This window comes from Geodermatophilus amargosae (assembly GCF_900116515.1).
GTDB classification, from domain to species: domain Bacteria; phylum Actinomycetota; class Actinomycetes; order Mycobacteriales; family Geodermatophilaceae; genus Geodermatophilus; species Geodermatophilus amargosae.
Genome location: NZ_FPBA01000039.1, coordinates 1 through 24,581, shown reverse-complemented (window position 1 = coordinate 24,581; position 24,581 = coordinate 1). Strand labels below are relative to the sequence as shown.

The window sequence follows — 24,581 nt, the reverse complement described above, 5'->3', positions numbered from 1 at the left end:
CGCGTCGGCGTTCCAGTCCGCGGTGCGCAGCAGCCGCTGCATCCCGTCCGGAGACACCTCACCGGCGGCCTCGGCCAGCGTCCAGCCGTTCTTGCGCTCCAGCTGACCCAACAACCCGCGCAGATAGGCCAGCACCCGGGCCCGCGGCTCGGCGCGGCTGAACGCAGCGGCAATGCGCCGGTGGACCTCCTCCAGCCCCGCCGCCCAGTCCTGCACCTCGGCCACCAGGCCATCGCAGCGCATCCGCACACGCTGCTACCAGCCCTCAGCCGATCACGACAGCGACACGCTCAAGTGCCGTTGCAGTACTAGGCGCCGACGGGCGCCGAGGGGCGCGGACCCTCGGGACGGGTCTGCAGCCACGTGCGGATCTGGGCGTAGACGTGCGGGTGGTCAAGCCAGTCGAAGTAGTGCAGCCGGCTAAGCCGGTGGACGCGGATCGGCATCGGGTTGTCTATCTACAGCTATGCCGGGGAGCTGCAGTTCGGCGTCGCCGTCGACGAGGCACTCGTTCCCGACAGCGAGGCCCTGCTGATCGCCCTGGCTGAGGAGGCCGCGGACTTCCCTGCGAGGCGGTGAGCCCCCCGATGTGCGGCGTCGTCACGCCGGCTCCGACTCGCGGAGCCGCTGACCGGACGAGCGCCCTGGCGCAGCCGGTCAAGGGGAACTGCGACCGGAGATGAACCAGGCTTAGCGCGCCGGGAGCACCGTGCCGGTGACCTCACCGAAACCGATCCGGCTGCCGTCCGGACCGGGGGCGGTGGCCGTGATGGTGACGACGTCACCGTCCTGCAGGAACGTGCGCGTCGAGCCGTCGGTGAGCGTCAGGGGCTCGGTGCCACCCCAGGACAACTCGATGAACGAGCCGCGCTGGTCGGTGCCGGGTCCCGAGACGGTGCCGGAGGCGAACAGGTCGCCGGTGCGCAGGCTGGCGCCGTTGACCGTCATGTGGGCGAGCTGCTGCGCGGGGGTCCAGTACATGTCACGGAACGGCGGCCTGCTGACGAGGTCCCCGTTGAGCCGGACCTCCATGGCGATGTCCAGCCCCCACGGGTGCTCGTCGTCGCGTAAGTACGGCAGTGGCTGCGGATCACGGGCCGGCGGAGCGACTCTGGCGCTATCCAGCGCTGCCAGTGGGACGACCCACGGGGAGATGGAGGTGAGGAAGGACTTGCCGAGGAAGGGGCCCAGGGGCACGTACCCCCACGACTGCAGGTCGCGGGAGGACCAGTCGTTGACCAGGCAGACCCCGAACACATGATTGGTGAACGCAACCAGTGGCACGGCGGTGCCGAGCTCGGAGCCGACGCCGACGACGACGCCGACGTCGGCCTCGATGTCCAGGCGCTGGGAGGGCCCGAACACCGGATCTGAGTCGGCCGGCTTGCGCTGCCCGCAGGGGCGGACGACCGGGGTGCTGGACACCGCGACGGTGCCGGCGCGACCGTGGTAGCCGATGGGCAGGTGCTTCCAGTTGGGCGTTAGTGCGGCAAAATCCGGGCGGAACATCCTTCCCAGGTTCTCGGCGTGGTGCTGGGAGCTGTAGAAGTCGACGTAGTCGGCGACCTCGATCGGCAGGTGCAGCGTCACCTGCCGGCGCGGCACGAGGCGCGGCTCGACCGTGCCGCGGTGGGCGTCGTCGGTGAACCATTCGGTGAGTTGTGCGCGCAACGCGCGCCACGTCCCGGGTCCGCCGCCCATGAAGGCGTTGAGCGTGCCGGTGGCCTGCACCTCGTCGCCGGTGGCCGCGGCGAGGTCGAGCACCCACTCGCCGATCGCGACACCGGTGCGCGGGGGCGGTGCCGGGCGTGGAGAAGACGCCGTAGGGCAGGTTGGTCAGCCCGAAGCCGGTGTCGGCGGGCAGCTCGAGCCATGTGGCCGGGGCCGTCATGCGGGGATCCGTTCTGGAGAGGGCAGCAGGCCCAGCGCGGTCAGGTCGTCGACCGGATCGAGGACGCTGCAGGTGCCGAAGGAGGTGAACAGCGCCCGAGCCCGGCACACCCGGTCCGGCGACCAGGCGCGGACAGCGGCGGCCAGCGCGGCGCCGTCGTCCTCGCGCAGCCGCTCCAGGGCGACCAGGCGCGAGGCGCCGTCGGCCAGGGCGTCCACGGTGACCAGCAGGTTGAGGAAACCGTGGTGGTCGAAGCCGGTGTCGGCATCGGTGTGCCGCACCGCGGAGTCCAGTCCCGCGGTGCACTTCAGCGCCACACCGCGGGTGATGCAGGCGGACAGGGTCTCCGCGAGCTCCTCGGGCGGCGGGAAGAGGTCGGCCCGCACCCCGCCGGTGCGCAGCTTGGCCCGGTACCGGGTGCCGGCGAGGACGTCGAGGACCTCGTCGCGGGCGTCGGTCCGCGGCAGCTCGACCGCCGCCGGCACGCCCGTCGGCAGGGCAGCCGTGAGCGCCTCGACGCCCGGCGCGCCGTGGCGGCGTCCGTGACGCCGGGCACCTCGACAGCGGCCCGCACCAGCCGCGGGTCGGCCTGGATCCGGTCCACCGCCGTGGGCAGGTCGCCGGCCGCGCCGATCAGCGAGACGGCGAAGCGGTCGCCCTCGTGCAGCTGGTCGACGAGTTCGAGTGCGCCCGCACCACCGGACCGCGCTGACGCGGAGCAAGCGCCCGAGGGGCGTCCACACGACCCGGTGGGACCCGGGAGATGCCTCCGCTGAGCAGCGCCTCAGCTTCTTCCCGGTGTGCTCGGCGCGGACGCCGACAGGCCGCGAGGCGTTCCGCCTGGCCTGGGTGTGATGCATGTCATAGTTTCAAGTCATGGAAGGCGTGCCGTTCCCTCACATGAGGTCCGCCCTCCTGATCGCGGACTCCCCCACGCAGTCCCCGGCACCACCGAGGAGCGCCCCGGTGTGACGCACCGAGTGTTCGCCTCGCCAGGGAGTCCGCCGCAACGTGACGGAGTGGTTGCCGACGCCTACCCGGGCGCCCGGAGCACGAGGAGGAGATGACCGTGGGACGTGTCGAGGGCAAGGTCGCCTTCATCACCGGAGCGGCCCGAGGACAGGGCCGCGCTCATGCCCTCCGGCTTGCCCAGGAGGGTGCCGAGATCATCGCCGTGGACGTGTGCCAGAGCTTCGACACCGTGCCCTATGACGGCTCCACCGAGTCCGACCTGGCGCAGACGGTCAAGGAGGTCGAGGCTCTCGACCGGCGGATCGTGGCCCGGAAGGCCGACGTCCGCGACCTGGGGTCACTGCAGGCGGCGGTCGACGAGGGGCTGTCGGAGTTCGGGCACATCGACATCGTGTGCGCCAACGCAGGGATCGCCAGCTTTGCCCCAGCCCTCGAGCTGACCGAGGAGATGTGGCAGGAGGTGGTCGACGTCAACCTCATCGGCGTCTGGAAGACGGTCAAGGCCACCGCACCGTCGATGGTGGAGCGCGGGCAGGGCGGCTCCATCGTCCTGACCAGCTCCATCGCGGGCCTGATCGCATTCCCCAACCTTGCGCACTACACCGCGGCCAAGCACGGCGTCACTGGCCTGATGCGCACGCTCGCGGTTGAACTGGCCCCGCACCGCATCCGGGTCAACTCGGTGCACCCCACGACGGTCGACACACCCATGGTGGCCAACGAGCCGGTCTGGGGACTGTTCCTGGGCGGCGTCGCGGGAGCGACTCGCGAGCAGGCGGCCGAGGGCATGAAGGCGCTCAATGCGATGCCGATCCCGTGGGTGGAGTCCGTCGACATCAGCAACGCCGTCCTGTACCTGGCCTCCGACGAGGCGCGCTACGTGACCGGGACGACGACGGTGATCGACGCCGGTGCCATGCAACCGTTCAAGGTCCCGCACTCCGCCTGAGCCCTGCCGACCGGCAGGTGGCCCACCCGGCGGGCCACCTGCCGGCGGTGACTGGACCGCCGAGGTCAGCGGTAGACGAGCGTCCCGTCCTCGAGATCGGCCTTCGGCAGGATCTCCGCCTCCTGCGCGTGCTCGAGCATGTGGGTCCACGGCTCCCTGTCGCCCTGCTTGAACAGGACGTGCTGCGAGCGCAGGACGTAGCCGGCGTTGAAGTTCTCCGGGTCCGACCACGGTCGCAGTTGCATGCCCGCGTCCTCCGGGCGCAGCGTCGGGACGACCATGGTGGCGCCCCTGTCCTGCATGAGCGTCAGCATCCGGATCACCAGGTCGCAGACCAGGTCCACCCGCAGCGTCCAGCTGTGCCGGAAGTAGCCGAAGACGTAGGCCATGTTCGGCACGCCGCTGATCATGATGCCGCGCCAGGTGACCCGCTCGGGGAAGGCGACCGGCTCGCCGTCCACGCTGAAGTCGACGTCGCCGAAGGCCGACAGGTCGAACCCGGTGGCGGAGACGACGACGTCGGCAGGGACCTCCTCGCCAGAGCCGACCCGGATCCCGGTTTCGGTGAACGTCTCGATCGTGTCCGTGACGATCGAGGCCTTCCCCTCCCGCAGCGCCGCGAACAGGTCACCTTCCGGGACGATCGCGATGCGCTGCTGCCACGGGCGGTAGCGGGGGGTGAAGTGCTTGTCGATGTCGAAGCCCTCGGGCAGCAGGGGACGCATGGACTCCATGAGGAACGTGTGCAGCTCGTCGGGCGCCTCGTGCGACAAGCGCGCCAGCTCGTTGAACTCGGCCGAGTAGGCCCGGCGCAGGATCTCGTGGGTCCAGTCCTCGGGGATGTCCAGCGAGCGAAGCGTCACGGCAAGCTCGTGGGTCAGGGGCGGGGCGAGGAAGTAGGAGGGGGATCGCTGCAGCATCGTCACGTGCTCCGCCTCCCGCGCGATCGCCGGGATCAGCGTGGCGGCCGTGGACCCGGAGCCGATGACGACGATGCGCTTGCCGGTCAGGTCGAGGTCCTCGGGCCACTGCTGCGGGTGCACGACCAGCCCCTGGAAGCGGTCCATGCCCTCCCAGTGCGGCCGGTGGGGCCTGGTGTGGTTGTAGTAGCCCTGGCACATCCACAGGAAGTCGGTGATGAACCGCAACTGCTCGCCGGTGTCGCCGCGGGTGACCTCCACGGTCCACCGGCGGTTTTCGGTGGACCAGCTCGCCGCGGTGACCCTGTGGTGGTAGCGGATGTGGCCGGCGAGGTCGTCCTCGGCGATGACCTCGTCGAGGTAGCCGAGGATCTCCTCCCCTGCAGCGATCGACGGGCCACGCCAGGGCTTGAACCGGTAGCCGTAGGTGAACAGGTCGCTGTCGGAGCGCACCCCCGGATACCGGTGGGTCCACCAGGTCCCGCCCCGGTTGTCCTGCGCGTCCAGGATCACGAAGCTGCGGTCGGGGAACCGTTCACGCAGGTGGTGGGCGGCGCCGATGCCGGACACCCCGGCACCGACGACGAGGACGTCGACGTGCTGGGGCTCGGACCTGTCGCTGCGTCGCTCCTGGGCGGGTGCCGGTGCGATGGTCGTCGTCATGGATGAGACCTTCCGTGCGCACAAGGTGATGCAGGTCACACTAGCGTCCGGCCTGAGCGCCGAGAGGACCAGAGACGAGCGACGACCTCGCGCATGGTCAGCGGCTGGCGCGTGACGGACGCAGCAGGGTCGCAGTGCGTCGAGGACGCTGGCCCGTGCCGCCGCTGTTGCCGACCACCGAGTGACCGCGCTGTCCCCGCAGTTCCTCGCGCGGCTGCTCGTCGGACTGCCGTGCTGGCAGGCATGCCAGCACGCACGCCTGACCGATCGGCCGCGGGAGCGGGCGGGCGGGCGGCACCAGTTGGCGTCCATCCACGGTCGCTGGCCACCTGGTGCATCTGCGCCACGGAGTGCCAATGGTGCTGGCCTGCTGGTTCAGGGTGTCCCGCTCCACGATCACCCGTGCCGTCAGGGCGATCCGCCCGCTGCTGGCCGAGTGGGGATGTCCCGTCGAGGACGGGATAGTGCTGCGCATCGGTGGCCGGATGTGGTTCTCCACCTGGGGCCAGCGGGCGAGTGAGTCTGCTCGATGCCACCGAGATCCGGGTGCGTCGCCCCGGGGCTCACGAGGCCGGTCGGCAGCGGTCCTTCTCCGGTGAGGCCGCGCCAACACCCTCGAGGCGCTGGTGATCACCGACACCGAGGGGCGGCTGCCGCCTCGTGGGCAGAGCCGTCCGGGCCCACCCACGATCTGACCCAGGTCCGCCAGGCCGGCCTTGTCGCCCCGCCATGTGAGTCGTCGGGCTCTGTCCGGTCCAGAGCCGTCGCGACGGCCCCCCTGACGGGGTTCAGGAGGCGCACCCCGGACGGATGGCCGACGTGCCCCGTGCGCGACTGCGCCGCGGACCATCACCGGCGCGCCGGAAGCATGACGAGATCCGCCGGGTAGTGGCCGGATCGGCTCGAACGGACCGGCGGACTCCTCCGGCGCTCGTCAGGGAAGCGGGTGCCCGGCGAGGTGGTCCCGCACGAGGGGCAGGAACTCCTCAGCGCGCTCGACACCGAGGGCGTGACTGGAGCCCGGTCCGGTGAACAGGTGCAGCTTCGCCCCGGGAATTGCGTCGGCCACCTGCCGGCCGTGCCACGGCGGGGTGAGCAGGTCCTGCTCACCGGCGACCACGAGAGTAGGCGCCGTGATCCCGCCGAGCCGGTCGAGCGTGTCGTGGGCCAGGTCGGCGTCCCACTGCTCCACGGTGGTCCGGATCTGCTGCTCGGTGCTCGGGAACAGCGGCAGCAACTGCTCGACCAGCTCGCCGAACTGCGGGCTGTCGAGCAACTGAGGCGAGAAGGCGATGCCGAGGGCGCCGAGCGCGGCCTCGAGGTCGCCAGTGCGCCACGGGTGCGCGAGGCCCGTGATGACCGCCCGCTGGAAGCCGTCGGTGCGGGCCCAGGTGCAGTAGAGGACGAGCGAGGTCACCCGCTCGGGAGCGGACAGCGCCAGCTCCTGTGCAATGGCACTCCCGAGGGAGTAGCCCAGGACGTGTGCCCGCTCGATCTCGAGCGCGTCGAGCAGCCCCTGGGCGTCCGCCGCCAGCGAGGCGACGCTGATCTCTCCCGAGCCGCGCTCGGACCCGCCCATGCCACGCAGGTCATAGGTGACCACCCGATATCCACTGCCCAGGACGAGCGCGGGCTCGGCCCAGAAACCCAGCGACTGGGTCGTCCCATTGATGATCAGCAGCGGTTCGCCCTCGCCGTACTCCTGGACCGCGACGGCGATGTCACCGACCTGCACGGTCCGCTGGGGGTGCGTGGTGGGTGTGGTCACGGCGTCTCCATTGCTGCTCCGTAGCGGGAGGGAAGGCGAGGTCGAGCACACCACAGGGCCGAGCCGTTCCGAAAGGGCGACTTCGGGAGGCAGCGTTCCAGCTGGGCACACGACGGCGGTGATCGGCTGCTGTCCGGCTCGAACCCGCCCAGAGCCAGCAGCAGGAGGACTGCGGCGATCACCTCGAGGATCAGACCGAGCGCCAACCCGCGGCGCAGAGGCACCCAAGACGAGGACCAGAGGACCGCGCGAAGCTGTCCGCGCGCTGTTCGACCGCTGCCGCCGGCCGCAATGGCGGCCGAGCGGACGTCTTCCTCGTCAACCCCGATGTGTTCCCCGCAGTCACGCCGAGGATCACAGGGCTCGACGGCACACTGCTGCTCTTCGAGCCGCCCCTCGCCGTTGACGGCCCCGTCGCCGGCGACGAGCTACCGGTCTACCGCCAACTGGTGGAGGCCGGGCAACTCGATGCCGCACTCGCACACGCCCTCGTCCACTTCGTACGCGTCCCTCCCAAGGACGTCGCGGCCCTCCGGGGGACGCCGATGTGGTCCTCCCTGGATTGGTACATGGCGTCATCGCTGAAGAAGTCCCGCAGCCCCTGTGCGTCCCGTTTCGACAAGGCGGACATCAGGTCCAGGACGAGCCGTTCGTCGGTGTTCCCTGCGCCTGCGGCCGTAGCGGGAGCCCACTCAGGGCGGGTGATCGCAGCGATCATGGGTCGCACTCCTCGAACGGGGAGGCCGGCTCCGCCGGGTGGCGGGAGTCCGTGACCGGACGAGGTCGACGCTAGGCACAGAGGAGTCAGCGGGGTGTCCCAGTACGGGACACCCCCTCTGCACTGCTGGTCGCGCTCCGACGCGTCTCCGGCGTCGACAGCCCCGGTCACTCGGCGAAGAGGGCGCTCAGCGCGGCGGCGACGTCGGAGTGGTCGCGGACCAGCCGTACGCGGCCGCGGCCGAGGCGGGCGAGGTCGCGGCCGAGGTCGACGTCCTTCTCCCCGGAGACGTCGAGCAGCACGTCCAGGCGCGGCAGCCGCGCGCCCGCGGTGCGCGGGTCGGGTCCGGCGTTGTGCACGCAGTCGGACAGCAGCAGTACCCGCGCGTCGCGGGCGGGCACTCCGGCCAGCAGCCGACCGGCGGTCTCCAGCGCGAAGGACACATTCGTCAGCCCCTGGGTGGGCACCCGCAGCAGCAGGTCCAGGACCGCCAGCGGCGCGACGGTCTCCCCGGGCCGCACGAGTACCGCGGCGTCGGACCAGAACGCGACGACCCCCATCCGGTGACGGGCCAGCTCCCCGGCCAGCGCGCCGACCGCCGCGGCCGCGGTGCGCACCCGCTCGCCCTTCATCGACCCCGACACGTCGACCACCAGCACCACCGACCGGCGCTGGCGCACCCGCTCGCGCACCAGCACGTCCCGCTCCCCCGGGAAGGGGTTGGCCGCGACCGCGTCGAGGGTGCGCTCGAGGTCGAGCTCGTCGGAGCCGCCGTTCCACGGCAGCGTGCGCAGCTCCCCCACCCCGCGGCGGGGCCGGCGGTCGGCCGGCGGGCGCGGCACCGCCAGTCGGCGGGCGATCGCCCGCGCGCGGCGACGGGTCTGCGCGTCGGCGGCGCCCTGGGCGGTCAGGTCGGCCAGCGGCACCAGCTCGGCCGGCTCGTCGGTCGTCCCCGGCGCGGTACCCCCGGCCGGCCCCGGCGTGCGGGTGCGCCGCCGGTCACCCGACGACAGCGCCAGCCCGGTGCCGCCCGAGGCGGGGCGGTAGAGCGCGGGCTGCTCGGTCAGCTGCTTGGGGCGCCGGCGCAGCGGCCGGGTGCCCCGCGGCCCGCCGGCGCGGTCGCGGCGGCGGGTGAGCGGGGAGTCGGCCTCGACGGTCCTTCAACCGGGTTCGGCGGCCGCCGGCGCCAGCAGGAAGTGGTCCTCCCAGATCTCGCGGAGTACCGCCTCGGGCGTGGTCTCGACCGTCTCGTCGACGGCGATCCGGCCCGACAGCGCGAGCAGCAGCGCGTCGAGCACCGTGGCCGTGTAGTCCTCCGGCAGGCCGCGCGGCGGGGCCACCGACGATTCGTCGGGCAGCGCGACCTCGCGCATGTCGGCCAACTGGGCGGCCACCAGCGCCAGGTCGATCGCCCCGCGCACGCTGCTGCCCTGCCGCACGTCCTCCCGGCCCCGGGTGGCCCGGGTCAGCGCGACGGCATCGGCCACCAGCCGCGGCGAGGCAAGCCCCGTGCGGCGGTCGACGATGCCCCGCTCGGCCTCGGCGTCCTGGTAGCCGACGGCCAGGCGCACCAGCCGGTCGGAGATCGACGAGGACAGCCGGGTGGTGCCGATCGCGTCGTAGGGGTTCATCGAGGCCACCACCCGGAAGGTCGCCAACGCCTCGACCGTGCCCACATGCGGCACCGCCAGCCGCCGCTCGGCCATCGCGGTCAGCAGCGTGTTGAGCGTGTCCTCCGGCGCCCGGTTGAACTCCTCCAGATACAGGAACCCCCCGCCGCGCATCGCCTGCACCAGCGGCCCGGGCACGAAGTTCTCCGGCCGGTAGTCCTCCCGCAGCACCCGCGCCGGATCGTGGTGCCCGACCAGCCGGGTCGGGGTGAGGTCCGCGTTGCCCTCCACGAACACCAGCGGCACCCCCCACTCCGCGGTGATCGCCCGCAGCAGCGTCGACTTCGACGTGCCCGGCGGGCCCTCCAGCACCACGTCCCGGCCGGCGGCGACCGCGGCCAACAGCAGGTCCAGCTCGTGCGCCCGCCCGACGAGGTGGGCGGCGACCCGGCGGCGCACCTCGCGGACCGACGCACCGGCATCGTGCCGCACCCGCGATCCGGTCACCACCGGGTCGTCGTCGGGCCCGTTGACGGACGGGGCGGGCGCAGGGATCGGCTGCGGTGACGTGGCGGGCTCCCTCGGCCGGGCGGGCCAGATGCCCGCCGACCCGGCGGACGGTAATGACACCGCGTGCCAGGTGGCAACCGGGGTCCGGGTCAGCGCTGCGACGGCGGATCCGGCGGCAGCAGCAGGTCGAGCGTGCGGGCCAGCAGGTCGCCGAGGTCCGCCGCGGGCTCGCGGGTCCAGTACTCATGCGCGGCCAGCGTCGCCGCCAGCACGGCGTGCCCGACGGCGAGTGAGAACAGCGGGTCGTCGTGCCGCACCCGGCGAGCGTGGTCGACGGCGAGCTGCCGCCACGTGGCCCACACCCGGACCGCGTGGGCCTGGACCGCGGGGACCGTGAAGAACAGCTGTGCCCGGTGCAGGGCCCACTCCCGGTCCTCCGGGGCGAAGCGGAGCGCCTCCATGACGGCGCGGGTCACGACGACCCGCCAGGAGTCCGCGGGGCCGCCCGCGGCGAGTCCCGCACGGAACCTCTCCACCTCGGCCGGGGAGTCGGCGAACAGGACGTCGGCCTTCGTGGGAAAGTAGCGGAAGAACGTCCGCCGGCTGATGCCCGCGGCGGCGGCGAGCTCGTCGACGCTCGTCTCGTCGAAGCCGCGCTCGAGGAGGACCCGCTGGGCGACGGCCGCTACCTCGTGCGCGCTGCTGACAGGCGGCCTGCCACCCCGATCCCCTGCAGCGGTTCGGCGCGGCGCGGTCACCTCACCAGGGTGCCAGCTCTGGCTCTTCCGTTGTGGCACCGCGTGCCATAACGTGCGACGCGGATCACACCAAAGAGTGAGGAGCAGTCATGGGACGACTCGAGGGCAAGGTCGCGTTCATCACCGGGGCGGCGCGGGGACAGGGCCGCAGCCACGCCGTCCGGCTGGCACAGGAGGGCGCCGACGTCATCGCCGTCGACGTCTGCAAGCAGGTCGAGACGGTCCCCTATCCCACCGCCACACCCGACGACCTGGCCGAGACCGTCCGCCAGGTCGAGGCCCTGGATCGGCGGATCGTCGCCACCGAGGTCGACGTCCGGGACCTGGCCGGCCTGACCCGCGCCGTCGACGACGGCGTCGCCCAGCTCGGCCGGCTCGACATCGTGCTGGCCAACGCCGGCATCTCCACCCCTGCCTCCACGCTGGAGATGGACGAGGAGACCTGGCAGACGATGATCGACGTCAACCTCACCGGCGTCTGGAAGACCATCCGCGCCTCGGTGCCGCACATCTTGGCCGGCGGTCGCGGCGGGTCCGTCGTCATCACCAGCTCGCTGGCGGCCATCTACGCCAACCCCCACACGGCCCACTACAGCGCCGCCAAGGCGGGGCTGGTGATGCTGGCGAAGATCATGGCCAAGGAGCTGGCGCCGGAGCGGATCCGGGTCAACACGATCCACCCGACCACGGTGGCCACCGACATGATCCTCAACGAGCCGACCTACCGGCTCTTCCGGCCCGACCTCGAGAACCCCACCCGGGCGGACTTCGAGGAGGCAGCGCTCACCCTGAACAAGCTCCCCGTCCCGGCCATCGAGGCCGTCGACATCTCCAATGCCGTCCTTTACCTCGTGTCCGAGGACGGCCGCTACGTCACCGGCACCACCCACGTGGTGGACGCCGGCGGCCAGCTCTGAGACAGCTTTGAGACGAGGAGGAACAGCCATGGGCATGCTCGACGGCAAGGTCGCCCTCATCACCGGAGGCGCGCGCGGCCAGGGCCGGGCGCACGCCACCACCTGCGCCCGTGAGGGCGCCGACGTCATCGTGGTGGACATCGCCGACCAGCTGGAGTCCGTGCCCTACAAGATGGCCACCCAGGACGACCTCGCGCAGACCGTGCGCGAGGTCGAGGCCCTCGACCGGCGGGCGCTGGCGGTCACCGCCGACGTCCGCTCGCAGGAACAGCTCGACGAGGCCGTAGCCCGGGGCCTGGCCGACTTCGGCCAGATCGACATCCTCATCGCCAACGCCGGCATCTGAACGCAGGGCGCCTTCTGGGAGCTGTCCGAGCAGAGCTGGGACGAGATGATCGGCGTCAACCTGACCGGCGTCTGGAAGTCGGCCAAGGCCGTGGCCCCGCACATGATCGAACGGCAGGCCGGCTCGATTGTCATCACCTCGTCGATCAACGGGCTCGAGCCGGGCGCCAACTACGCGCACTACGTGGCGGCCAAGCACGCCGTCGTGGGACTGATGAAGAACATCGCCCTGGAACTGGCACCGCACGGCATCCGCTGCAACTCCGTGCATCCGGGCGCCATCAAGACGCCGATGACCGACCACCAGGGCGCCTGGGACATGTTCGCCGGCCACGAGGGCGGCACCGAGGCCGACATGATCGAGGGCGGCTACTCCTTCCACGCTCTCAAGGGCACGACCTTCATGTCGCCGCAGGTCATCGCCGACACCGCGCTGTACCTGAACTCCGACCTCGCGGCGAAGGTCACCGGCGTCACCATCCCGATCGATGCCGGCCACATGATCCTGCCGGGCATCAACACCGCACCGGTGCGGTGAGCCCATCGGCCTCCGCGCCGCCACCCGGGCGGAGCGGAGGCCGACGAGTGCCAGGGATCAGAGCTCGCAGAACGCCGGCGCGGCCGCCTCCTCGCCATCGCGGCGAAGACGGCCACCCGGTGCCCGTCCTGCCAGAGCCTCCCCGTGACAGCACTGAAGAAGCCATAGGACCAAGTGGCACACACCTCATGCACTCGGCGTCCCGGAACTCGTTGTGACGGGTTTCCGGAGGTCGCCCCGGACGCTGAGGACATGGGCCGAGGGAGCAGCGCCAGCTACCGAGCGCGCCGTCAGGGGCTTGAGCGTCAGCGTCGAGAGCGCACTGCACAGGCGGACGCCAAGGAGGTCCCGGCCTGGCGCACCCGGTCCACTGGGTAGCGCGGTGAGTGGCGATGCCCGACGGGAAGCCGCCTCGTCCTGCGCCTGGTGCGGCGGTGTGATCCTGCCGCGCTCGCGAGGACCGATCCCGAAGTGGTGCTCGGCCACCTGTCGCCACCGGGCGTGGGAGCAGACACGGGCCGCAGCGTCTGGCCGCGCAGCGCTACAGGTCGTCGAGCGGCGGGTCGAGGTTCCGACCGAGTTCTCGCCAAGCCGGAGGAACTGGCCCCAGATCCTCCGCGAGCTCACCACCCAGCTCGATGACGGCCGCGTCTACGACCGTGACCTCCGCGCACTGTCCGTCGAGATCGGGTCGCTACTGGAGGCGTACCGGCGCCGGCAGCGCCTTCGTGGTACCCCCGACCTGCGTTGACGTGAGTCCTCTTGCGCTTCTCCAGTAGCCTTCCTGGGCAACTGGAGGATCGGCCGGGACGGGGGCGCAGCACCACGGGCGGACCGGCGCTGGAGAGGGCCGGCGACCGGAGGTGCCCTGCAGACCTGTCCCCCACCCTGGGCGACTCCGCTCGTCGCCGTGTGCCGGCGACCTCGCCGCAAGCACCCCGGAGGTGCCGTGGATCTCGACGACCTACGGATCAGCCGAGCCGCGGTCGTGACGGTCGCGCAGGCCGCCTCCGTCTTCGGTGTCGACGTGCGCACCGTTGCCCGCGCCATCGAGAACGGCGAGCTGCCGGCTGTCCGTCTGGGACGGCGGGTGCTCATCCCCCGACTGCCCCTCCTCGCCGTTCTCGGGGTGACCGCGGGCGACGCTGTGGCCGAGCGCCACGACGCCGACGTCGCCGACCGGTAGGCAGCGCAGCCCAGCGGCACTGAACGTCCGGCCCACGTCGCCCGTTCGCGCCCCGCGGGGTGGCATCCCCCTCGGGCAAGGTGGTCCCCGCCCAAGTCCCCTCCTGCCGTCACCCGGCTCGTGATACTCGACGTGATACCGGTGCCGGCGCATCTGGGTGCACTTCGGGGTACCTCGAAGGTCGTCGACGGCCGCGCCGAATCGTGAAAGCGCAGCTCAGGGCTCTAGATGCTTAGCCGGGGCCAGGAGTTCAAGTCCCCCCTCGGACACCGCCTCGTCCCGATCTTCTGCAGGTCAGAAGGCCGGGACGTAGTCATGCAGGGCTCCGGAGCACCCAGGCCACCACCCGGCGGCTGTGCTGCCGGACGGCCTTCGCGCAGCCGCACCATGTCGCGCCACATACGGGCGACACCGGTGCTCATCGGCGGCCTCCTGGTCGCCATGCCGGGCGCCGCCGTCCTCACCGGACGCGACGGCGAACTCCGGCTGCCTGCTGGCCACCGATGCCACACGGTGGACACGGCGCGACGACCCTGCGGGCGTTCCTCCGGTGGCAGCCACAGCACCTAGCTGGTCACGCGGAGCGCCGGCAGTGCAGGACAGCCCATCGGCGGGCCGCGGGCCCCTCCTGCCGCCCGGTCGTCCGCCCCGAGCGCGCCAGTCGTGCCTCACAGTCCGACGGCTGACCGCCGGCCGGCGTCAGGCCGCGGTGGACAGCCGGTAGAGCGCGGTGTGGTGGACGTGCAGCACGGGCTCGGCGTCGGCCAGGACCAGAGCGTCGTAGCGGACTTCCTCGTGCCGGCCGCGCCGGCCCACGTCGGTGACGCGTCCGTGCACGGTCATCTGCGCCGGCAGCCGGGCGATGCCGAGAAAGGTGCAGTCGCTCGAGGTGTGGATCCACGGTCCGAGGGCGACGTTGTGCATGAGCAGCTTGTTGACCAGGCGCAGCAACAGACCGGGATGCGCCCACAACCTCTCCCGGTACAGCGGCAATGGCTCGCCGATCGCATCGAGGTACCACTCGTTCTCCTCCACGGTGCCGGCCTCGTGGACGCTGCCAAACGGCCCGGCGACCGGGTCGGTCACTGGCTCGCCGGCAGCTGACACCTCCGCGAAGTCGGCGAGGTCGGGGCGGTCCCCCGTGCGACCGGTCGAGCCCAGGCAGCGCACCTCACCATCCGCGCCGGTAACGGTCAACTGGCCACCGATCACGTCAATGAGCAACTCCTCGCCGTCGTAGACCGGCCGACGGAAGCGCAGATCGACCCGCCCGCCGGACAGCCACTCCTCTCCCCAAGCCGCCACCAAGGGCGTGGTCGTACGGGCGAAGAGCTCCACCCCGGGCACCAGCGCGCCAGAGAAGCCGAACCGCCGGGCGACGCCGTCATCGTGGATCTTGTTGTCGGCCTCCTCGATGACACGGGCGACGAAGCGGTGCGGCGCAGGGGCGTCCATGTCGCCGGATGCTGCCACCTCGGGACCCTTCGCTGTCGACGCCGGCCAGCCCGGCACAGGCCTGAGAACGCGCCGTCGACGAGGTCCCCCGGGGCTCCGCTGGGGCCACACGTGGGATGGCAGGAACCGCTGCCTCGCTGTCCGCTTGGCGCCTCGGCCGACAGACGGCACGTCACCGGAACGCGTCCCGCCAGCGCGCCCTGGTTGCGCCGGCCCGGACCTCTCCGATCCCCGCACGTCACCCGGGACCGCTCGGAGGCCCGGCAGCACGTCCGCATCCGTGTGCGAAGGTACGGACTCCCCCTCGGACACCAGATGACGGCTCATCGCCGGCCGTCAAGTCGTGTGCGTATGTGACGAGTCGCCCTTCGGACACCGGATGACGGCTCATCGCCAGCCGTCGGGTCGTGTGCGTGTGTACCGAGTCCCCCTCGGACCCCTACTCGTCCCGTGTTCCTGCAGGAGCCCGGGGCGTTCGTATAAAGAGCTCCCTGAGGCCCTCGTGGCACCCCCGTGGTGCTCCGCGGCTCAGATGAGCCCTCGAGCGGCGCGGCGAGACGCTCGGCGACCTGGCGCCCCATCTCTGAATGCGCGTGCTGTGGAACGGTCGAACCAGGCCCACGCTGCGGCGCATCCCCAGCAACCGCCAGCCCATCGCGAGGTCGGGGTTGCGGACCTCGGCCCACCGCAGGATGCGCCCTAGCCCGCCGGCCGCGCGTCCAGGCGTCCACCGCCGCGCCGCTCAACCGGGCCCGGGACCGCCGTGAACAACGCGAGATCGAGGAGAGGCGACGCGAGGCGCGACTGCCGCGCTCGGGGCTGGACTGCTCTCCGCAGGCCGACGACGAGTGACTGACCGCTTGCTCGCAACTCGGCTTCCTCATCCGGTCGGACACGGGACGAAGACGAGGTGCGCCTCTCCGACCGCCACGGGGCCCACCATCTCGCGCAGGCGCGCCGACTCCTCGGCCGGGAACCCCTCCGCCTGCCATGACGCCAACCGCTCGAGGACCTGTCGTGCGTACCCCTGCTCGAGCAGAGATGGCGGGCCCTCCGCCCGTTCCAGGCAGGACGGCCCCTCGGCCGCCGGCGCCGGCGTGAGGCCGGTCAACGTACGGAAGAGTGCCAGCCGGCTGGCGGCGGCGTACCGGGGGTCGAGGCCCTGGCCGCCCAGCAGGAGGTCGAGTACCTGCAACGCTGCCCGTTGCTGTACCGCCTGGTCCGCCGACTGCAGGTCCTGGAGTCCGTCGAGCAGGAGCGGTCCCGCCGGTCCGGCCACGTCCGGTCGCGCTGTCAGGTCGGCGATCAGCCCCGGGATCGTCTCGGGGAGAGTAGAAGGTGACTGCGGGGCGGCGGACGTCGACTGCGGTGCGCCGGAGGAGGACGTCGCTGCGGTCGGGGCCGAGCTCGCCGTCCCACCGTCCTCGTTGCCGGGGCTCGAGGCCGGGCGGGACGGTGGGGCGGCGCGGTGGGACAGGGCCCCGACGACCTGGCCGGCGCGTCAGGATCGTCGGCCCGGGACGAGGGCGGCGGCGGCTACGAGCCTCTCGCGCCGGGCCGGCCGCGTGGCCGCAGGCGGCGCATACGCGACCCGCACCTGACCGCATACTGCCGCTCGGCGGTGCGGGGGCGGCGCTCAACGAGCGACGCGGAACAGGCGGCGTCCGCCGGGCGAACCGTTCGCCGGGCCTGCCGCTGCCCCGGTCGCGTGTCGGCCTGCTGCCCTAGCCTCGGCGTACACCGCCGGACCGGTCGTGGTCCTGACCGCGAGAGGGCCGCCGTGTTCACCGTGCTCAGCTGGAACGTGGAGAACCTGTTCACCCCCGACGCAGCCGGACGGGCCGACTTCGAGGCCAAGCTCGATGCGCTGGCGGCGGTCATCGCCGCCGCGGAACCCGACGCCGTCGCCCTGCAGGAGGTCGGCGACGACGACGCGCTGGAGGCGCTGCGGATCCGGCTGGGTGATGGGTGGACCAGTGCGGTGTCCGCCCACTTCGACGCACGGCACGCCATCCGCGTGGCCTGGCTGTCGCCGCGGCCGCTGACCGACATCGCCGAGGTGACCGGCCTGCCGCCACGGCTGGCGCCGGTCACCATCACCGACGACGGCACCGCGATCACCCAGCTGGGCCGGGGCGCGCTGGCCGTCACCGGCACCACCACCGGCGGCACCGAGGTCCGCGCCATCACCGCGCACCTGAAGTCCAAGCTGTTGAGCTTCCCCGGCGGCCGGTTCGACACCACCGACGAGGGTGAGCGGGTCCGCTACGGCGTGTACGCCCTCAACCGACGCGCGGCCGAGGCCGCCGCGCTGCGCGACTGGACGACCGCGACGCTGGCCGGCGACTGGGCCGGGGAGCCGGTGGTCGTCTGCGGCGACCTCAACGACACCCTGGACGCCGCCACCACCCAGCTGCTGCTCGGCCCGCCCGGGTCGCAGTACGGCACCGGCGGGTTCGACCGGCCCGACCGCGGCGACGCGCAGCGGCTGTGGGCGACCGGGCATTGGATGGCCGCACCGGAGAACTGGTCCCGGATCAACCAGGGACGGCGCGAGCTGATCGACCACATCCTCGTCTCCCACGCCATGACCGAGCAGCTGCTCGAGGCCCGCGCCATACCCCTCGACGTGCCCAGCATCGGGCTGCAGCCCCAACTTGCGCCCCGCGCGGCCGGGCAGGCCCCGTCCGACCACCGGCCCGTTCTCGCCCGCTTCGACCTCTAGCCACCGGCCCCCTGTCGAGCGGCCGCGCCCTCGTGACGGCCGCGACCTCCGGTCCCCACGACGCGGCCATCCGCACCGGCTCTCCGCACACGACCGTCACGCCGTGCGCGGGCTGCGCTCGACGTCGTGCAGTGGGCCGGCGACGGCCTCTCGGTCCCCGGTGGCGGCGATCCGCTGCAACGCCGCTGCCAGCGGCGCCTGCTCTGCAGGACGCCCTGGCAGACCCTGGCGGCGGCCGGCGGCACCCCGGCCCCCACGACCCCGGCCCCCACGACCCCGTGGACCGACGTCGCGGTGTGGGCGGCCTGTCACGGCATGGCGAGCCTGCTCCTGGACAGCCCGCTCCGAGCCCTGCCCGAGGACGACCGCCACGCCGCCGTCTCCTGGCTCCTCGAGGTCCTCCTCGCCGGCCTCGGAGTCGCCGCCGTCGGTTGAGGTGCTGGTGGCGGGGACAGGCCCGACATCGCAGCAAGGCGCGTGCAGGCCTCGCTTGCGGTCAGTGCTCGGCGGTGCTGCTCGACTGCGGTGCCGTGTCCACCGACTCGCGCGCATCCTCGCCGGCCAACACCCCGGTCAAGCCGGTAATCCGCAGCACCATGTCCACCGGCGCGGAGGTCGACCGCAGCGTCGCCGGCCGGCCCGCGGCGCGCGCGGCGTCCACCCACCGGAGCAGGAACACGAGCCCGGCCGAGCCGATGAAGGTCACCGCAGCGGCGTCCACCGGCACCGGTGCCGCACCGTGCTGCCGTTCGAAGGCCAGCACGACGGCGAGGTCCACCTCCCCGGACAGGCACAGCACCCGCCCGTGCGTGCCGCTGCCGATGTCGTCGATGACGGCGATGGAACCGGTGAGGCCGACGGGGCCAGGGTCGAAGGCCATCACATCAGCCAGTGCACAGGATGAACTGGTCCTCGACAACAGGGCGTAGGGGACGACCTCGGTCCGCTGGTGGGTCTCGATGCTGCCGGTCCCCGTCGCGGCGCCGCGCGGGCACCGACCGCAGCGTCCCCGGGCGGGCCGGGATCTGCGGAGCTCCATCCGCCTCACGCCGGCTCAGACGTCGGCGCTGTCGTCGCGCAGCCACTCCGGGCGGGGCCCGAGCTCGGGGTGCTGCTGCAGCCACGGCGTGCCGCAGGTCCACCACATCGCCGCCGCCCACCGGCGGGCGATGGCGAGGTCGTGCTGCAGCTGTGCGACGGTGGCCGCGCTGCGGGTCAGCTCGGTGCGGGCGGCGTCGAGCGCAGCCTGCTGCTCGCGGTTGTGCTCAGTGGCCTCGAACAGCTCGATGCCGGCGCGCGCGGCAGCGCGGTTCAGTTCGTCGAGCGCGGCCAGGCCGTGGGTGAGCGCGGCGTCGGGGTCGGTGCCGCCGACGGCGTGCCACAGCGCGGCTTCTGCGCAGCCGGCCGGGTCCGGGGTCCGCGGATCGTGGTCGTACAGGCCGTGCGGCGGCTGCGCGAGCTCGGCGCGGGCGACGGTGGCCAGGCAGGCCGGGCAGAGGTGGGCGTGGTCGTGCCCGGCACCGGAGATGATGAGCAGGCCGGAGTCGGTACGCCCGCACCGGGGGCACTCCTCGGGCACGCCCGGCAGCGGCAGCTCCCTCACGCCTGCGCCCCCCGCCGGCGAACCACTCCCACGCCGCGCACAGGCCGTCGGTGGGTGAGTCGCAGGGCACCACGATGACTTGCTCCTCGCCGACGAGGCCGGCGGTCACCTGCAGCAGGCTCCACTGGTCGGAGGCGATGCTCGAGACGAAGGCACCGAAGTCGGCGTCGAGGCTGAGCAGGCAGTCATCCCAGAAGGACCGGTCGGTGACCTCGCGGGCGCGCAAGTCGGCGCTGCCCGCGCTCAGGCGGGCTTTCGCCCGCTGGTAGCGGGCTTCGGCTGCCGCGGCGCCCTCGGCCGAGCAGGTGCACACCATCGCCAGGTAGTGGGCGGTGCGGTCGGGCATGATCGGGATCCTCTTCACGGGCTGGGCCAAGCCAAGCGGATGGGCGAGCGCGCGGCCACCGACCCCTGTACGGGAGGCCACGGACGGGGCTCCACGGCGGACATCTCGGTTGAGCGGAGGGCGAGCAGGGCGGACGCTGCTGGCATGACCGAGCCCTCGGCGCAGCTCACCGCCGCCGCGGACCGCGTAGGGACCCCGCCAACCGCCGAGTACGACGCGCTGCTCGCCAGCGCCGCCCGAGAGCTTTCCGAGGGCGACCGCCACCCGCAGCCCCCGCGCGCCGACCGCCCCGACGGCGCGCCGTCCACCGGACCCCGCCCCGATGACGCCGACCTGCGGCGGGAGGAGGTCCGGTCACTGCTGCTCGCCTACGCCGTCGCCGGCCGACTGGTCACCGATCCCGACACCACGCTGGCGGTAGCGCGGGAGAACCTGCGCCGGATGCGGCAGTCGGTCACCGGCGGCTCGGCAACGGTGTGGCTCGACGCGTGGCAGCGGCTGCTCGACTGCCCGCTGCCGGAGCTGCTGGCCACGCTGACGTCGACGTCGTCGTGGTCGTGCGACCTGCGGCAGAACAGTCCGTTCGCCGGGGTGTTGACGCCGCAGGAGCGGGCGCAGGTGCTGGCGACACACCGCCGCCTGGCAGGCCGACGGTGACAGGGTCCCGGCCGCCGTCCCGCAGCCGCGCGGCCCAGTCACCTCGCACCATGCCCGCCGCCGGGCAGGTCCGGCAGCGGTAGCGGATCCTGGCCAGCCGTGATCACCGGCGGCTCCTCCAAAGCGGCGGCCAACCGGCGGGCCAGGTCGTCCCGTTCAAGCTGGGTGACCGCGAGCTGGGCACGCAGCCGACTCACCTCCTCGGTGGCTCGTCGTGGTGCGGTGCCGTCGGGGGCGGTCACGGTGCCTCCAGGGAGTGTCGGGATCGGTGTCGTGCAAGCACGGCGGCAGCTTGTGATCGATGCGCTGTCTCAACGTCGCGTCCACGGCGCGCGGCGGGAAGCCGTCGTCCACGCCCGGGCGGACCCGGACGTCGCAACACGGGCCGGTCATGTGCAGGCCACCTCTGCACGCCGTGGCCGAGCAGAACCCGCCCCCCGCACGACAGTGCGGTGAGGCGGCCGGTCGGCGGTCCCGGGCGGAGATGCAACTGCCCCTCTTGCTGCGGCTCTGCAGCCTCACCTGCGGCCAGGCGGCGAGGAGCCCGGCACGGCGCCGGCAGGTGACATCCGGCCGGTGCCGACATCGTCGAAGGCCGGAGGGCGGGCGACCCCGACCTGGCGGACGCGGTCTACGCGCTTCATGGGCGCCGGGCTGAGCAGGATCGCAACTGCCCGGCGACCTCCCGTCAAGGACCGGAACCAGCATTGGCCGCCTCGGGGACCGACGCGGGGTCGCCGCCAGCGGCCGAGGCTACGTCGGCGGCGTCTTCGCCGTCGGACGCGCGCGCCTCCCTCGGCCAGGGGCAGCTCGCCGCAGCGATGTGAGGCAGCGGGGCCGAGCCGAGCTCCCATCCCGAGGAAGAACATCGGCGCGGGCCTCTCGGCCCGACATGCCGGCGGACCACGGCGAGTAAGTCGGACATGTTGTCCTCCTCCGCGGAGTCGATCTCGTGACCTCGGGGCTCAGAAACCGTCATGTGCGGTATGGCTGACCAGGAAAGGCGACAACCTTGCGTACTACGCTGACAGCGTAGTACAAACCGCGCGTGGACCTTCGCGGCGCTTCCCTGCTCCGACCCTCGGCGAATGCCGGCCGGACGGCATCGGTGACCGTGGCGACCTTCGCCCCGCGGGTGCGGGCGCTGTGCCCGCCGAAGTCACGGGACACCTACGGGGCGGGCTTCGACCGACTCGTGGACCAGTTCGGTCCCACCGCACTGGAGGCAGTGCAGACCGTCGAGCTCGCCGAACTCCGTGACCGGATCCGCCGTGACGTCGGCGAGGCCCGCGTGCGCAGCGCCGAGCTCCGCGGGCGCCAGCTACGCAGCTACGACCCGGATGCCCACGGGCACGGCGCCGCCGAGAACTTCGTCCGGTCGACCCGCTTCTTCTTCAGGACAGCGGTCAGGGTTGGCCTGCTCCGCGCCTCCCCCGCCGCAGACCTCGCCGCGCCGGACCGGCCGCCGGCACCAGAGCGGCCACTGACCGAGTCCGAACTGGCCGAGCTCCGCCGGATCGCCGGCACGACCGGGCAGGACCCGCTGCTCGACGTCCTGCTTCTCGACTTCCTCCGCCAGACCGCGGCCCGCCGGGAAGGAGCGCTGAACTTGCGCCGAGCACATCTGCACCACGGCCAGCGCGCGGTAACCCTGACGGAGAAGCGGGGCAGTACGCGCACCCTCCCGCTGGGCACTGCACTGCTGGCACGCCTGGACACACTGTCCCGGGAGCGAGGCGGCCGACTTCCGCAAGACCACGTGTTCCGCTTCCGCGACGGGACGCCCCTGACCCGGCGCCGCTTCAACTCGCTGTTCGACCGGCTGGACCGGCACAGCGAGTGGTCCGAGCAGCTGGACGTAGGCGCCCATTGGCTGCGGCACACCACACTGAGTGACGTCGCCGCGGTCAGCGGGCTGCGGGTCGCCCAGGACTACGCCGGCCACAGGCCGCGCCGGTCGAACACCATCGAGCGCTACACCGCCGTCGACTTCGAGGACCTCGTCGCCGCCTACGAGTGCCTGTTCGGGCCCCAGTGAGCGGACCGGGGCAGGCGTCGGAAAGGCCGGTGCCCCGCGTGTGGGCCGACTGGGGGCAACAGGACTCCGACGGACGGGTGTGGACCTTCGCCGGCGACAGCGACCAGCCCGACCAGCTCGACCGCGGGGTCCTCGTGCACGCCGGCCCCGCGGACGACGTGCGGCCGGCAGTGGTGGTGGACATGCTGGCCGAGCCGTGGCGCACCGTCGTCCTCCTGCAGGAGCTGACGCCCCAGGGCGAACGACCTCCATGAGCACGCGACCGAGCCGCCCGGGATCGGCGTGGACCTCCCGCTCGGTGACCAGCGGGCGGCTAGCCTGCGCCCATGCCGACCGAACGGGCCGCCGGCCGCCTGAGCGACGGCATGGTGCTGCTCGGGGTCCGCCTGCGTGAGATCCGCAAGGAGCGCGACGAGCGGCTCGAGGACGTGTCGGGGAGCGCGGGACTCACGGCGTCCTACCTGTCGGACCTGGAGCGCGGCACCAAGCTCCCGTCGCTGCCCACCCTGCTGGCGCTGGCCGACCACTACGGCGTGCTGGTGACCGATCTGCTCGCCGTCTACCCCTTCGGCGTGGCGACGCGGCCGCGGAGGGCGGGCATCAAGCCGCCGGCCGACGGACGCCGCCGAGTGGGCGGCTGAGCACCACCCCTCCTCCCGCGGGACCCGCGACCAACCGCAGCCCCGCCACTGCGCGGCGTCACGGCACACCAGGCCGGTCGGGGCGCCCAGCTCGCGACCGGTGGGCCCGTCAACCCGGGAGGAGGCCCCGCCACACGGCCCGCCGCACTCCCCCGCCCGCTGCCGCGTCTCCTGCACGCGGAACGCTTGCCACCGCCCGGACGGCGTGTCAGCGGATGGCAAAGGCCCGGGCCCGCAGTGACTGCGCGCACCGGACGACCGCCCCCTGCGGATCGGTCGGACGCCGGCATCCGGAGCACCACAGGCGCCTGGCGTGTGCCGTCGCACGCAGCAGGCTGCGCGCAGGTCGCCCGCTGCAGGCGCCGCCCGCGGCCTCCGTTCCAGGCGCGGGCATGCACCGGGGGTGCGGACGCCGTGGACGCAACGACCGGGACGGCGACACCGGCCCGTGAACAGGAGGAATGAGCACTGCGTGCACACGCATGCCAATACACACCTACCATTCGGCGCTGCGCGCACCGCAGTGCGCGCACGTCGACGGCGTGTAGTGCAGTGCCCGCCAGAATGGCGCTGCCACAGATCAAGCACAGCCCCGCAGACGCGCCGCTCACCGTTCTGCAGGGCGCTGCGCGCAGTTTCGCAGCGACGGCTGCAGTCGTGCACGCAGTGCGCGAACCCGGCTGCACGCAGTGCGGACACTTCGCTGACAGCGCACTGCCGCACCGCACTGCGTGCCGGTTCCGCGCGCTCTCATCGAGATGACAGGGCCGCTCTCCCACCCCGACCGCGACGCCCGTGCGCCCCTTTCCGACGGCCTGTCCGCGTGGACGGTCACCCGGATTGCGACATTGACACGACCCTTTTCCCGAGCCGACTCTGAACCGCGTTCGGGGATGCCTGCAGCCGGACAGCATCGGCACCCCGCGGAATGAGAAAGGTGGCGGAAATGGTGTCTGCGCCGCGACGAGCACTCCGTGCAGCGCGCTCGGGATCAGGTGGGGGCGGCCGGTCATGACCGTCGGCATGGCCGTCGCTTAGTACTGCAACGGCAGTTATGGCGGTGCCTGTCCGCGGGCTCGGTAGTGGGCGGCGCGGGCCTGGGCCTGGCGTCGTCGGCGCCACCAGGACCAGTCGGCGGTGTGGTCGAGGTCGGGCCGCGGTGTATGGATGAGGGTGTTGAGCAGGCGGCGGAGCTCGGGCACGGTCAGCGCGATGAGCTGCTCGGTTGCGGCTGCAGACCCCCCTTTTCCGCGCTGGCGCGGGTGGCACTCAGATAGGCGTGGGCGAGCATTGCCAGGGTGATGTGCCGATACCAGGCGGTGTAGTCCCGCACCTGGTAGGAGGCCAGCCCGGCCTCGTTCTTGGCCGCCT

The 24,581-nt window shown here is 72.5% G+C and carries 24 protein-coding genes and 3 pseudogenes; 12 read left to right on the top strand and 15 right to left on the bottom strand.

Annotated elements, in window-relative coordinates; translation table 11 throughout:
* Both BM414_RS26975 and BM414_RS29830 read right to left on the bottom strand, forming a co-directional pair.
* Window positions 1–243: pseudogene (locus BM414_RS26975) on the bottom strand (IS701 family transposase); the annotation flags it as partial.
* Between the two features lie 65 nt (window positions 244–308).
* Complete coding sequence (locus tag BM414_RS29830; protein ID WP_175551850.1) at window positions 309–446, bottom strand: hypothetical protein; 138 nt, start codon at window positions 444–446, stop codon at window positions 309–311.
* Window positions 447–450: 4 nt separating this feature from the next.
* On the opposite strand from BM414_RS29830, the gene BM414_RS26970 reads away from it, so the two are divergent.
* Window positions 451–579 carry a WS/DGAT domain-containing protein gene (locus tag BM414_RS26970; protein ID WP_175551849.1) on the top strand — a complete coding sequence of 43 codons (129 nt, stop codon included), beginning with the start codon at window positions 451–453 and terminating at the stop codon, window positions 577–579.
* 111 nt (window positions 580–690) lie between these two features.
* On the opposite strand, the gene fahA is transcribed toward BM414_RS26970, so the two are convergent.
* Entirely contained in the window at window positions 691–1,764 is a 1,074-nt protein-coding gene (gene fahA, locus BM414_RS26965) for a fumarylacetoacetase (protein ID WP_245785021.1), read from the bottom strand.
* Between the two features lie 123 nt (window positions 1,765–1,887).
* The gene (locus BM414_RS26960) at window positions 1,888–2,376 is read right to left on the bottom strand and encodes a hypothetical protein (RefSeq protein WP_175551848.1); all 489 of its coding nucleotides are present in this window, start codon (window positions 2,374–2,376) and stop codon (window positions 1,888–1,890) included.
* A 578-nt stretch (window positions 2,377–2,954) separates the two neighbouring features.
* Here BM414_RS26960 and BM414_RS26955 point away from each other — a divergent pair.
* A complete protein-coding gene (locus tag BM414_RS26955) occupies window positions 2,955–3,812 on the top strand; it encodes a mycofactocin-coupled SDR family oxidoreductase (protein WP_175551847.1) in 858 nt (285 codons plus the stop codon).
* 65 nt (window positions 3,813–3,877) lie between these two features.
* Here the strand turns inward: BM414_RS26955 and BM414_RS26950 are convergent, their stop codons facing one another.
* Window positions 3,878–5,395 carry a flavin-containing monooxygenase gene (locus tag BM414_RS26950; RefSeq protein ID WP_093584861.1) on the bottom strand — a complete coding sequence of 506 codons (1,518 nt, stop codon included), beginning with the start codon at window positions 5,393–5,395 and terminating at the stop codon, window positions 3,878–3,880.
* Between the two features lie 356 nt (window positions 5,396–5,751).
* On the opposite strand from BM414_RS26950, the gene BM414_RS26945 reads away from it, so the two are divergent.
* Window positions 5,752–5,994, top strand: coding sequence for a transposase family protein (locus BM414_RS26945; RefSeq protein ID WP_093584858.1), 243 nt, complete (start codon window positions 5,752–5,754; stop codon window positions 5,992–5,994).
* A 335-nt stretch (window positions 5,995–6,329) separates the two neighbouring features.
* On the opposite strand, the gene BM414_RS26940 is transcribed toward BM414_RS26945, so the two are convergent.
* From BM414_RS26940 to BM414_RS26920, 4 genes are all read right to left on the bottom strand, one after another.
* Window positions 6,330–7,163, bottom strand: coding sequence for an alpha/beta fold hydrolase (locus tag BM414_RS26940; RefSeq protein WP_093584855.1), 834 nt, complete (start codon window positions 7,161–7,163; stop codon window positions 6,330–6,332).
* A gap of 885 nt (window positions 7,164–8,048) precedes the next feature.
* Window positions 8,049–8,807 (bottom strand): vWA domain-containing protein, encoded by a 759-nt coding sequence (locus tag BM414_RS26930; RefSeq protein ID WP_245785020.1) that lies wholly within the window; start codon window positions 8,805–8,807, stop codon window positions 8,049–8,051.
* 234 nt (window positions 8,808–9,041) lie between these two features.
* Window positions 9,042–9,998 carry an AAA family ATPase gene (locus tag BM414_RS26925; RefSeq protein WP_245785019.1) on the bottom strand — a complete coding sequence of 319 codons (957 nt, stop codon included), beginning with the start codon at window positions 9,996–9,998 and terminating at the stop codon, window positions 9,042–9,044.
* A gap of 152 nt (window positions 9,999–10,150) precedes the next feature.
* Window positions 10,151–10,759, bottom strand: a complete 609-nt coding sequence (locus BM414_RS26920) for an acyl-CoA-like ligand-binding transcription factor (protein ID WP_093584846.1) — start codon at window positions 10,757–10,759, stop codon at window positions 10,151–10,153.
* A gap of 89 nt (window positions 10,760–10,848) precedes the next feature.
* Here BM414_RS26920 and BM414_RS26915 point away from each other — a divergent pair, with 89 nt between their 5' ends.
* The 3 genes and pseudogenes from BM414_RS26915 (at window position 10,849) to BM414_RS26900 (ending at window position 13,745) form a co-directional block, all read left to right on the top strand.
* A complete protein-coding gene (locus BM414_RS26915; protein ID WP_093584843.1) occupies window positions 10,849–11,676 on the top strand; it encodes a mycofactocin-coupled SDR family oxidoreductase in 828 nt (275 codons plus the stop codon).
* A pseudogene (locus tag BM414_RS26910) lies at window positions 11,594–12,559 on the top strand (mycofactocin-coupled SDR family oxidoreductase). The gene BM414_RS26915 and the pseudogene BM414_RS26910 overlap by 83 nt, the downstream one beginning before the upstream one ends.
* 949 nt (window positions 12,560–13,508) lie before the next feature.
* Entirely contained in the window at window positions 13,509–13,745 is a 237-nt protein-coding gene (locus tag BM414_RS26900; protein ID WP_093584837.1) for an excisionase family DNA-binding protein, read from the top strand.
* Window positions 13,746–14,444: 699 nt separating this feature from the next.
* Here BM414_RS26900 and BM414_RS26895 read toward each other — a convergent pair.
* A complete protein-coding gene (locus BM414_RS26895) occupies window positions 14,445–15,200 on the bottom strand; it encodes a hypothetical protein (protein ID WP_093584834.1) in 756 nt (251 codons plus the stop codon).
* 880 nt (window positions 15,201–16,080) lie between these two features.
* Window positions 16,081–16,479 carry a hypothetical protein gene (locus BM414_RS26890; protein WP_245785018.1) on the bottom strand — a complete coding sequence of 133 codons (399 nt, stop codon included), beginning with the start codon at window positions 16,477–16,479 and terminating at the stop codon, window positions 16,081–16,083.
* Window positions 16,480–16,980: 501 nt separating this feature from the next.
* Between BM414_RS26890 and BM414_RS26885 the strand changes: the two genes are divergently transcribed.
* Window positions 16,981–17,925 (top strand): endonuclease/exonuclease/phosphatase family protein, encoded by a 945-nt coding sequence (locus tag BM414_RS26885; RefSeq protein WP_093584828.1) that lies wholly within the window; start codon window positions 16,981–16,983, stop codon window positions 17,923–17,925.
* Window positions 17,926–18,051: 126 nt separating this feature from the next.
* Window positions 18,052–18,360: a hypothetical protein gene (locus BM414_RS26880; RefSeq protein WP_093584825.1), complete on the top strand. Its 309-nt coding sequence runs from the start codon at window positions 18,052–18,054 to the stop codon at window positions 18,358–18,360.
* Window positions 18,361–18,421: 61 nt separating this feature from the next.
* On the opposite strand, the gene BM414_RS26875 is transcribed toward BM414_RS26880, so the two are convergent.
* Window positions 18,422–18,805 carry an STAS domain-containing protein gene (locus BM414_RS26875; RefSeq protein WP_175551846.1) on the bottom strand — a complete coding sequence of 128 codons (384 nt, stop codon included), beginning with the start codon at window positions 18,803–18,805 and terminating at the stop codon, window positions 18,422–18,424.
* 174 nt (window positions 18,806–18,979) lie between these two features.
* Window positions 18,980–19,528: a hypothetical protein gene (locus BM414_RS29825; protein ID WP_093584820.1), complete on the bottom strand. Its 549-nt coding sequence runs from the start codon at window positions 19,526–19,528 to the stop codon at window positions 18,980–18,982.
* A 490-nt stretch (window positions 19,529–20,018) separates the two neighbouring features.
* Here BM414_RS29825 and BM414_RS26860 point away from each other — a divergent pair, with 490 nt between their 5' ends.
* Complete coding sequence (locus tag BM414_RS26860) at window positions 20,019–20,531, top strand: hypothetical protein (RefSeq protein WP_093584814.1); 513 nt, start codon at window positions 20,019–20,021, stop codon at window positions 20,529–20,531.
* 38 nt (window positions 20,532–20,569) lie between these two features.
* On the opposite strand, the gene BM414_RS28840 is transcribed toward BM414_RS26860, so the two are convergent.
* Window positions 20,570–20,773 (bottom strand): hypothetical protein, encoded by a 204-nt coding sequence (locus BM414_RS28840; RefSeq protein ID WP_139246074.1) that lies wholly within the window; start codon window positions 20,771–20,773, stop codon window positions 20,570–20,572.
* Between the two features lie 866 nt (window positions 20,774–21,639).
* Here BM414_RS28840 and BM414_RS26855 point away from each other — a divergent pair.
* From BM414_RS26855 to BM414_RS26850, 3 genes are all read left to right on the top strand, one after another.
* Window positions 21,640–22,569 (top strand): tyrosine-type recombinase/integrase, encoded by a 930-nt coding sequence (locus tag BM414_RS26855; RefSeq protein WP_139246073.1) that lies wholly within the window; start codon window positions 21,640–21,642, stop codon window positions 22,567–22,569.
* A gap of 38 nt (window positions 22,570–22,607) precedes the next feature.
* On the top strand, window positions 22,608–22,823 hold the full coding sequence (locus BM414_RS28835; protein ID WP_139246072.1) for a hypothetical protein: 216 nt from the start codon (window positions 22,608–22,610) through the stop codon (window positions 22,821–22,823).
* Between the two features lie 72 nt (window positions 22,824–22,895).
* Window positions 22,896–23,210: a helix-turn-helix domain-containing protein gene (locus tag BM414_RS26850; RefSeq protein WP_093584808.1), complete on the top strand. Its 315-nt coding sequence runs from the start codon at window positions 22,896–22,898 to the stop codon at window positions 23,208–23,210.
* A 1,204-nt stretch (window positions 23,211–24,414) separates the two neighbouring features.
* On the opposite strand, the pseudogene BM414_RS28830 reads toward BM414_RS26850, so the two are convergent.
* A pseudogene (locus tag BM414_RS28830) lies at window positions 24,415–24,581 on the bottom strand (IS701 family transposase); the annotation flags it as partial.

Coding starts and splice junctions, on each gene's coding strand:
- BM414_RS29830 (WP_175551850.1), bottom strand. CDS start 446: ATGCCGATCCGCGTCCACCGGCTTAGCCGGCTGCACTACTTCGACTGG.
- BM414_RS26955 (WP_175551847.1), top strand. CDS start 2,955: ATGACCGTGGGACGTGTCGAGGGCAAGGTCGCCTTCATCACCGGAGCG.
- BM414_RS26950 (WP_093584861.1), bottom strand. CDS start 5,395: ATGACGACGACCATCGCACCGGCACCCGCCCAGGAGCGACGCAGCGAC.
- BM414_RS26945 (WP_093584858.1), top strand. CDS start 5,752: ATGGTGCTGGCCTGCTGGTTCAGGGTGTCCCGCTCCACGATCACCCGT.
- BM414_RS26915 (WP_093584843.1), top strand. CDS start 10,849: ATGGGACGACTCGAGGGCAAGGTCGCGTTCATCACCGGGGCGGCGCGG.
- BM414_RS26895 (WP_093584834.1), bottom strand. CDS start 15,200: ATGGACGCCCCTGCGCCGCACCGCTTCGTCGCCCGTGTCATCGAGGAG.
- BM414_RS26875 (WP_175551846.1), bottom strand. CDS start 18,805: ATGGCCTTCGACCCTGGCCCCGTCGGCCTCACCGGTTCCATCGCCGTC.
- BM414_RS26860 (WP_093584814.1), top strand. CDS start 20,019: ATGACCGAGCCCTCGGCGCAGCTCACCGCCGCCGCGGACCGCGTAGGG.
- BM414_RS26850 (WP_093584808.1), top strand. CDS start 22,896: ATGCCGACCGAACGGGCCGCCGGCCGCCTGAGCGACGGCATGGTGCTG.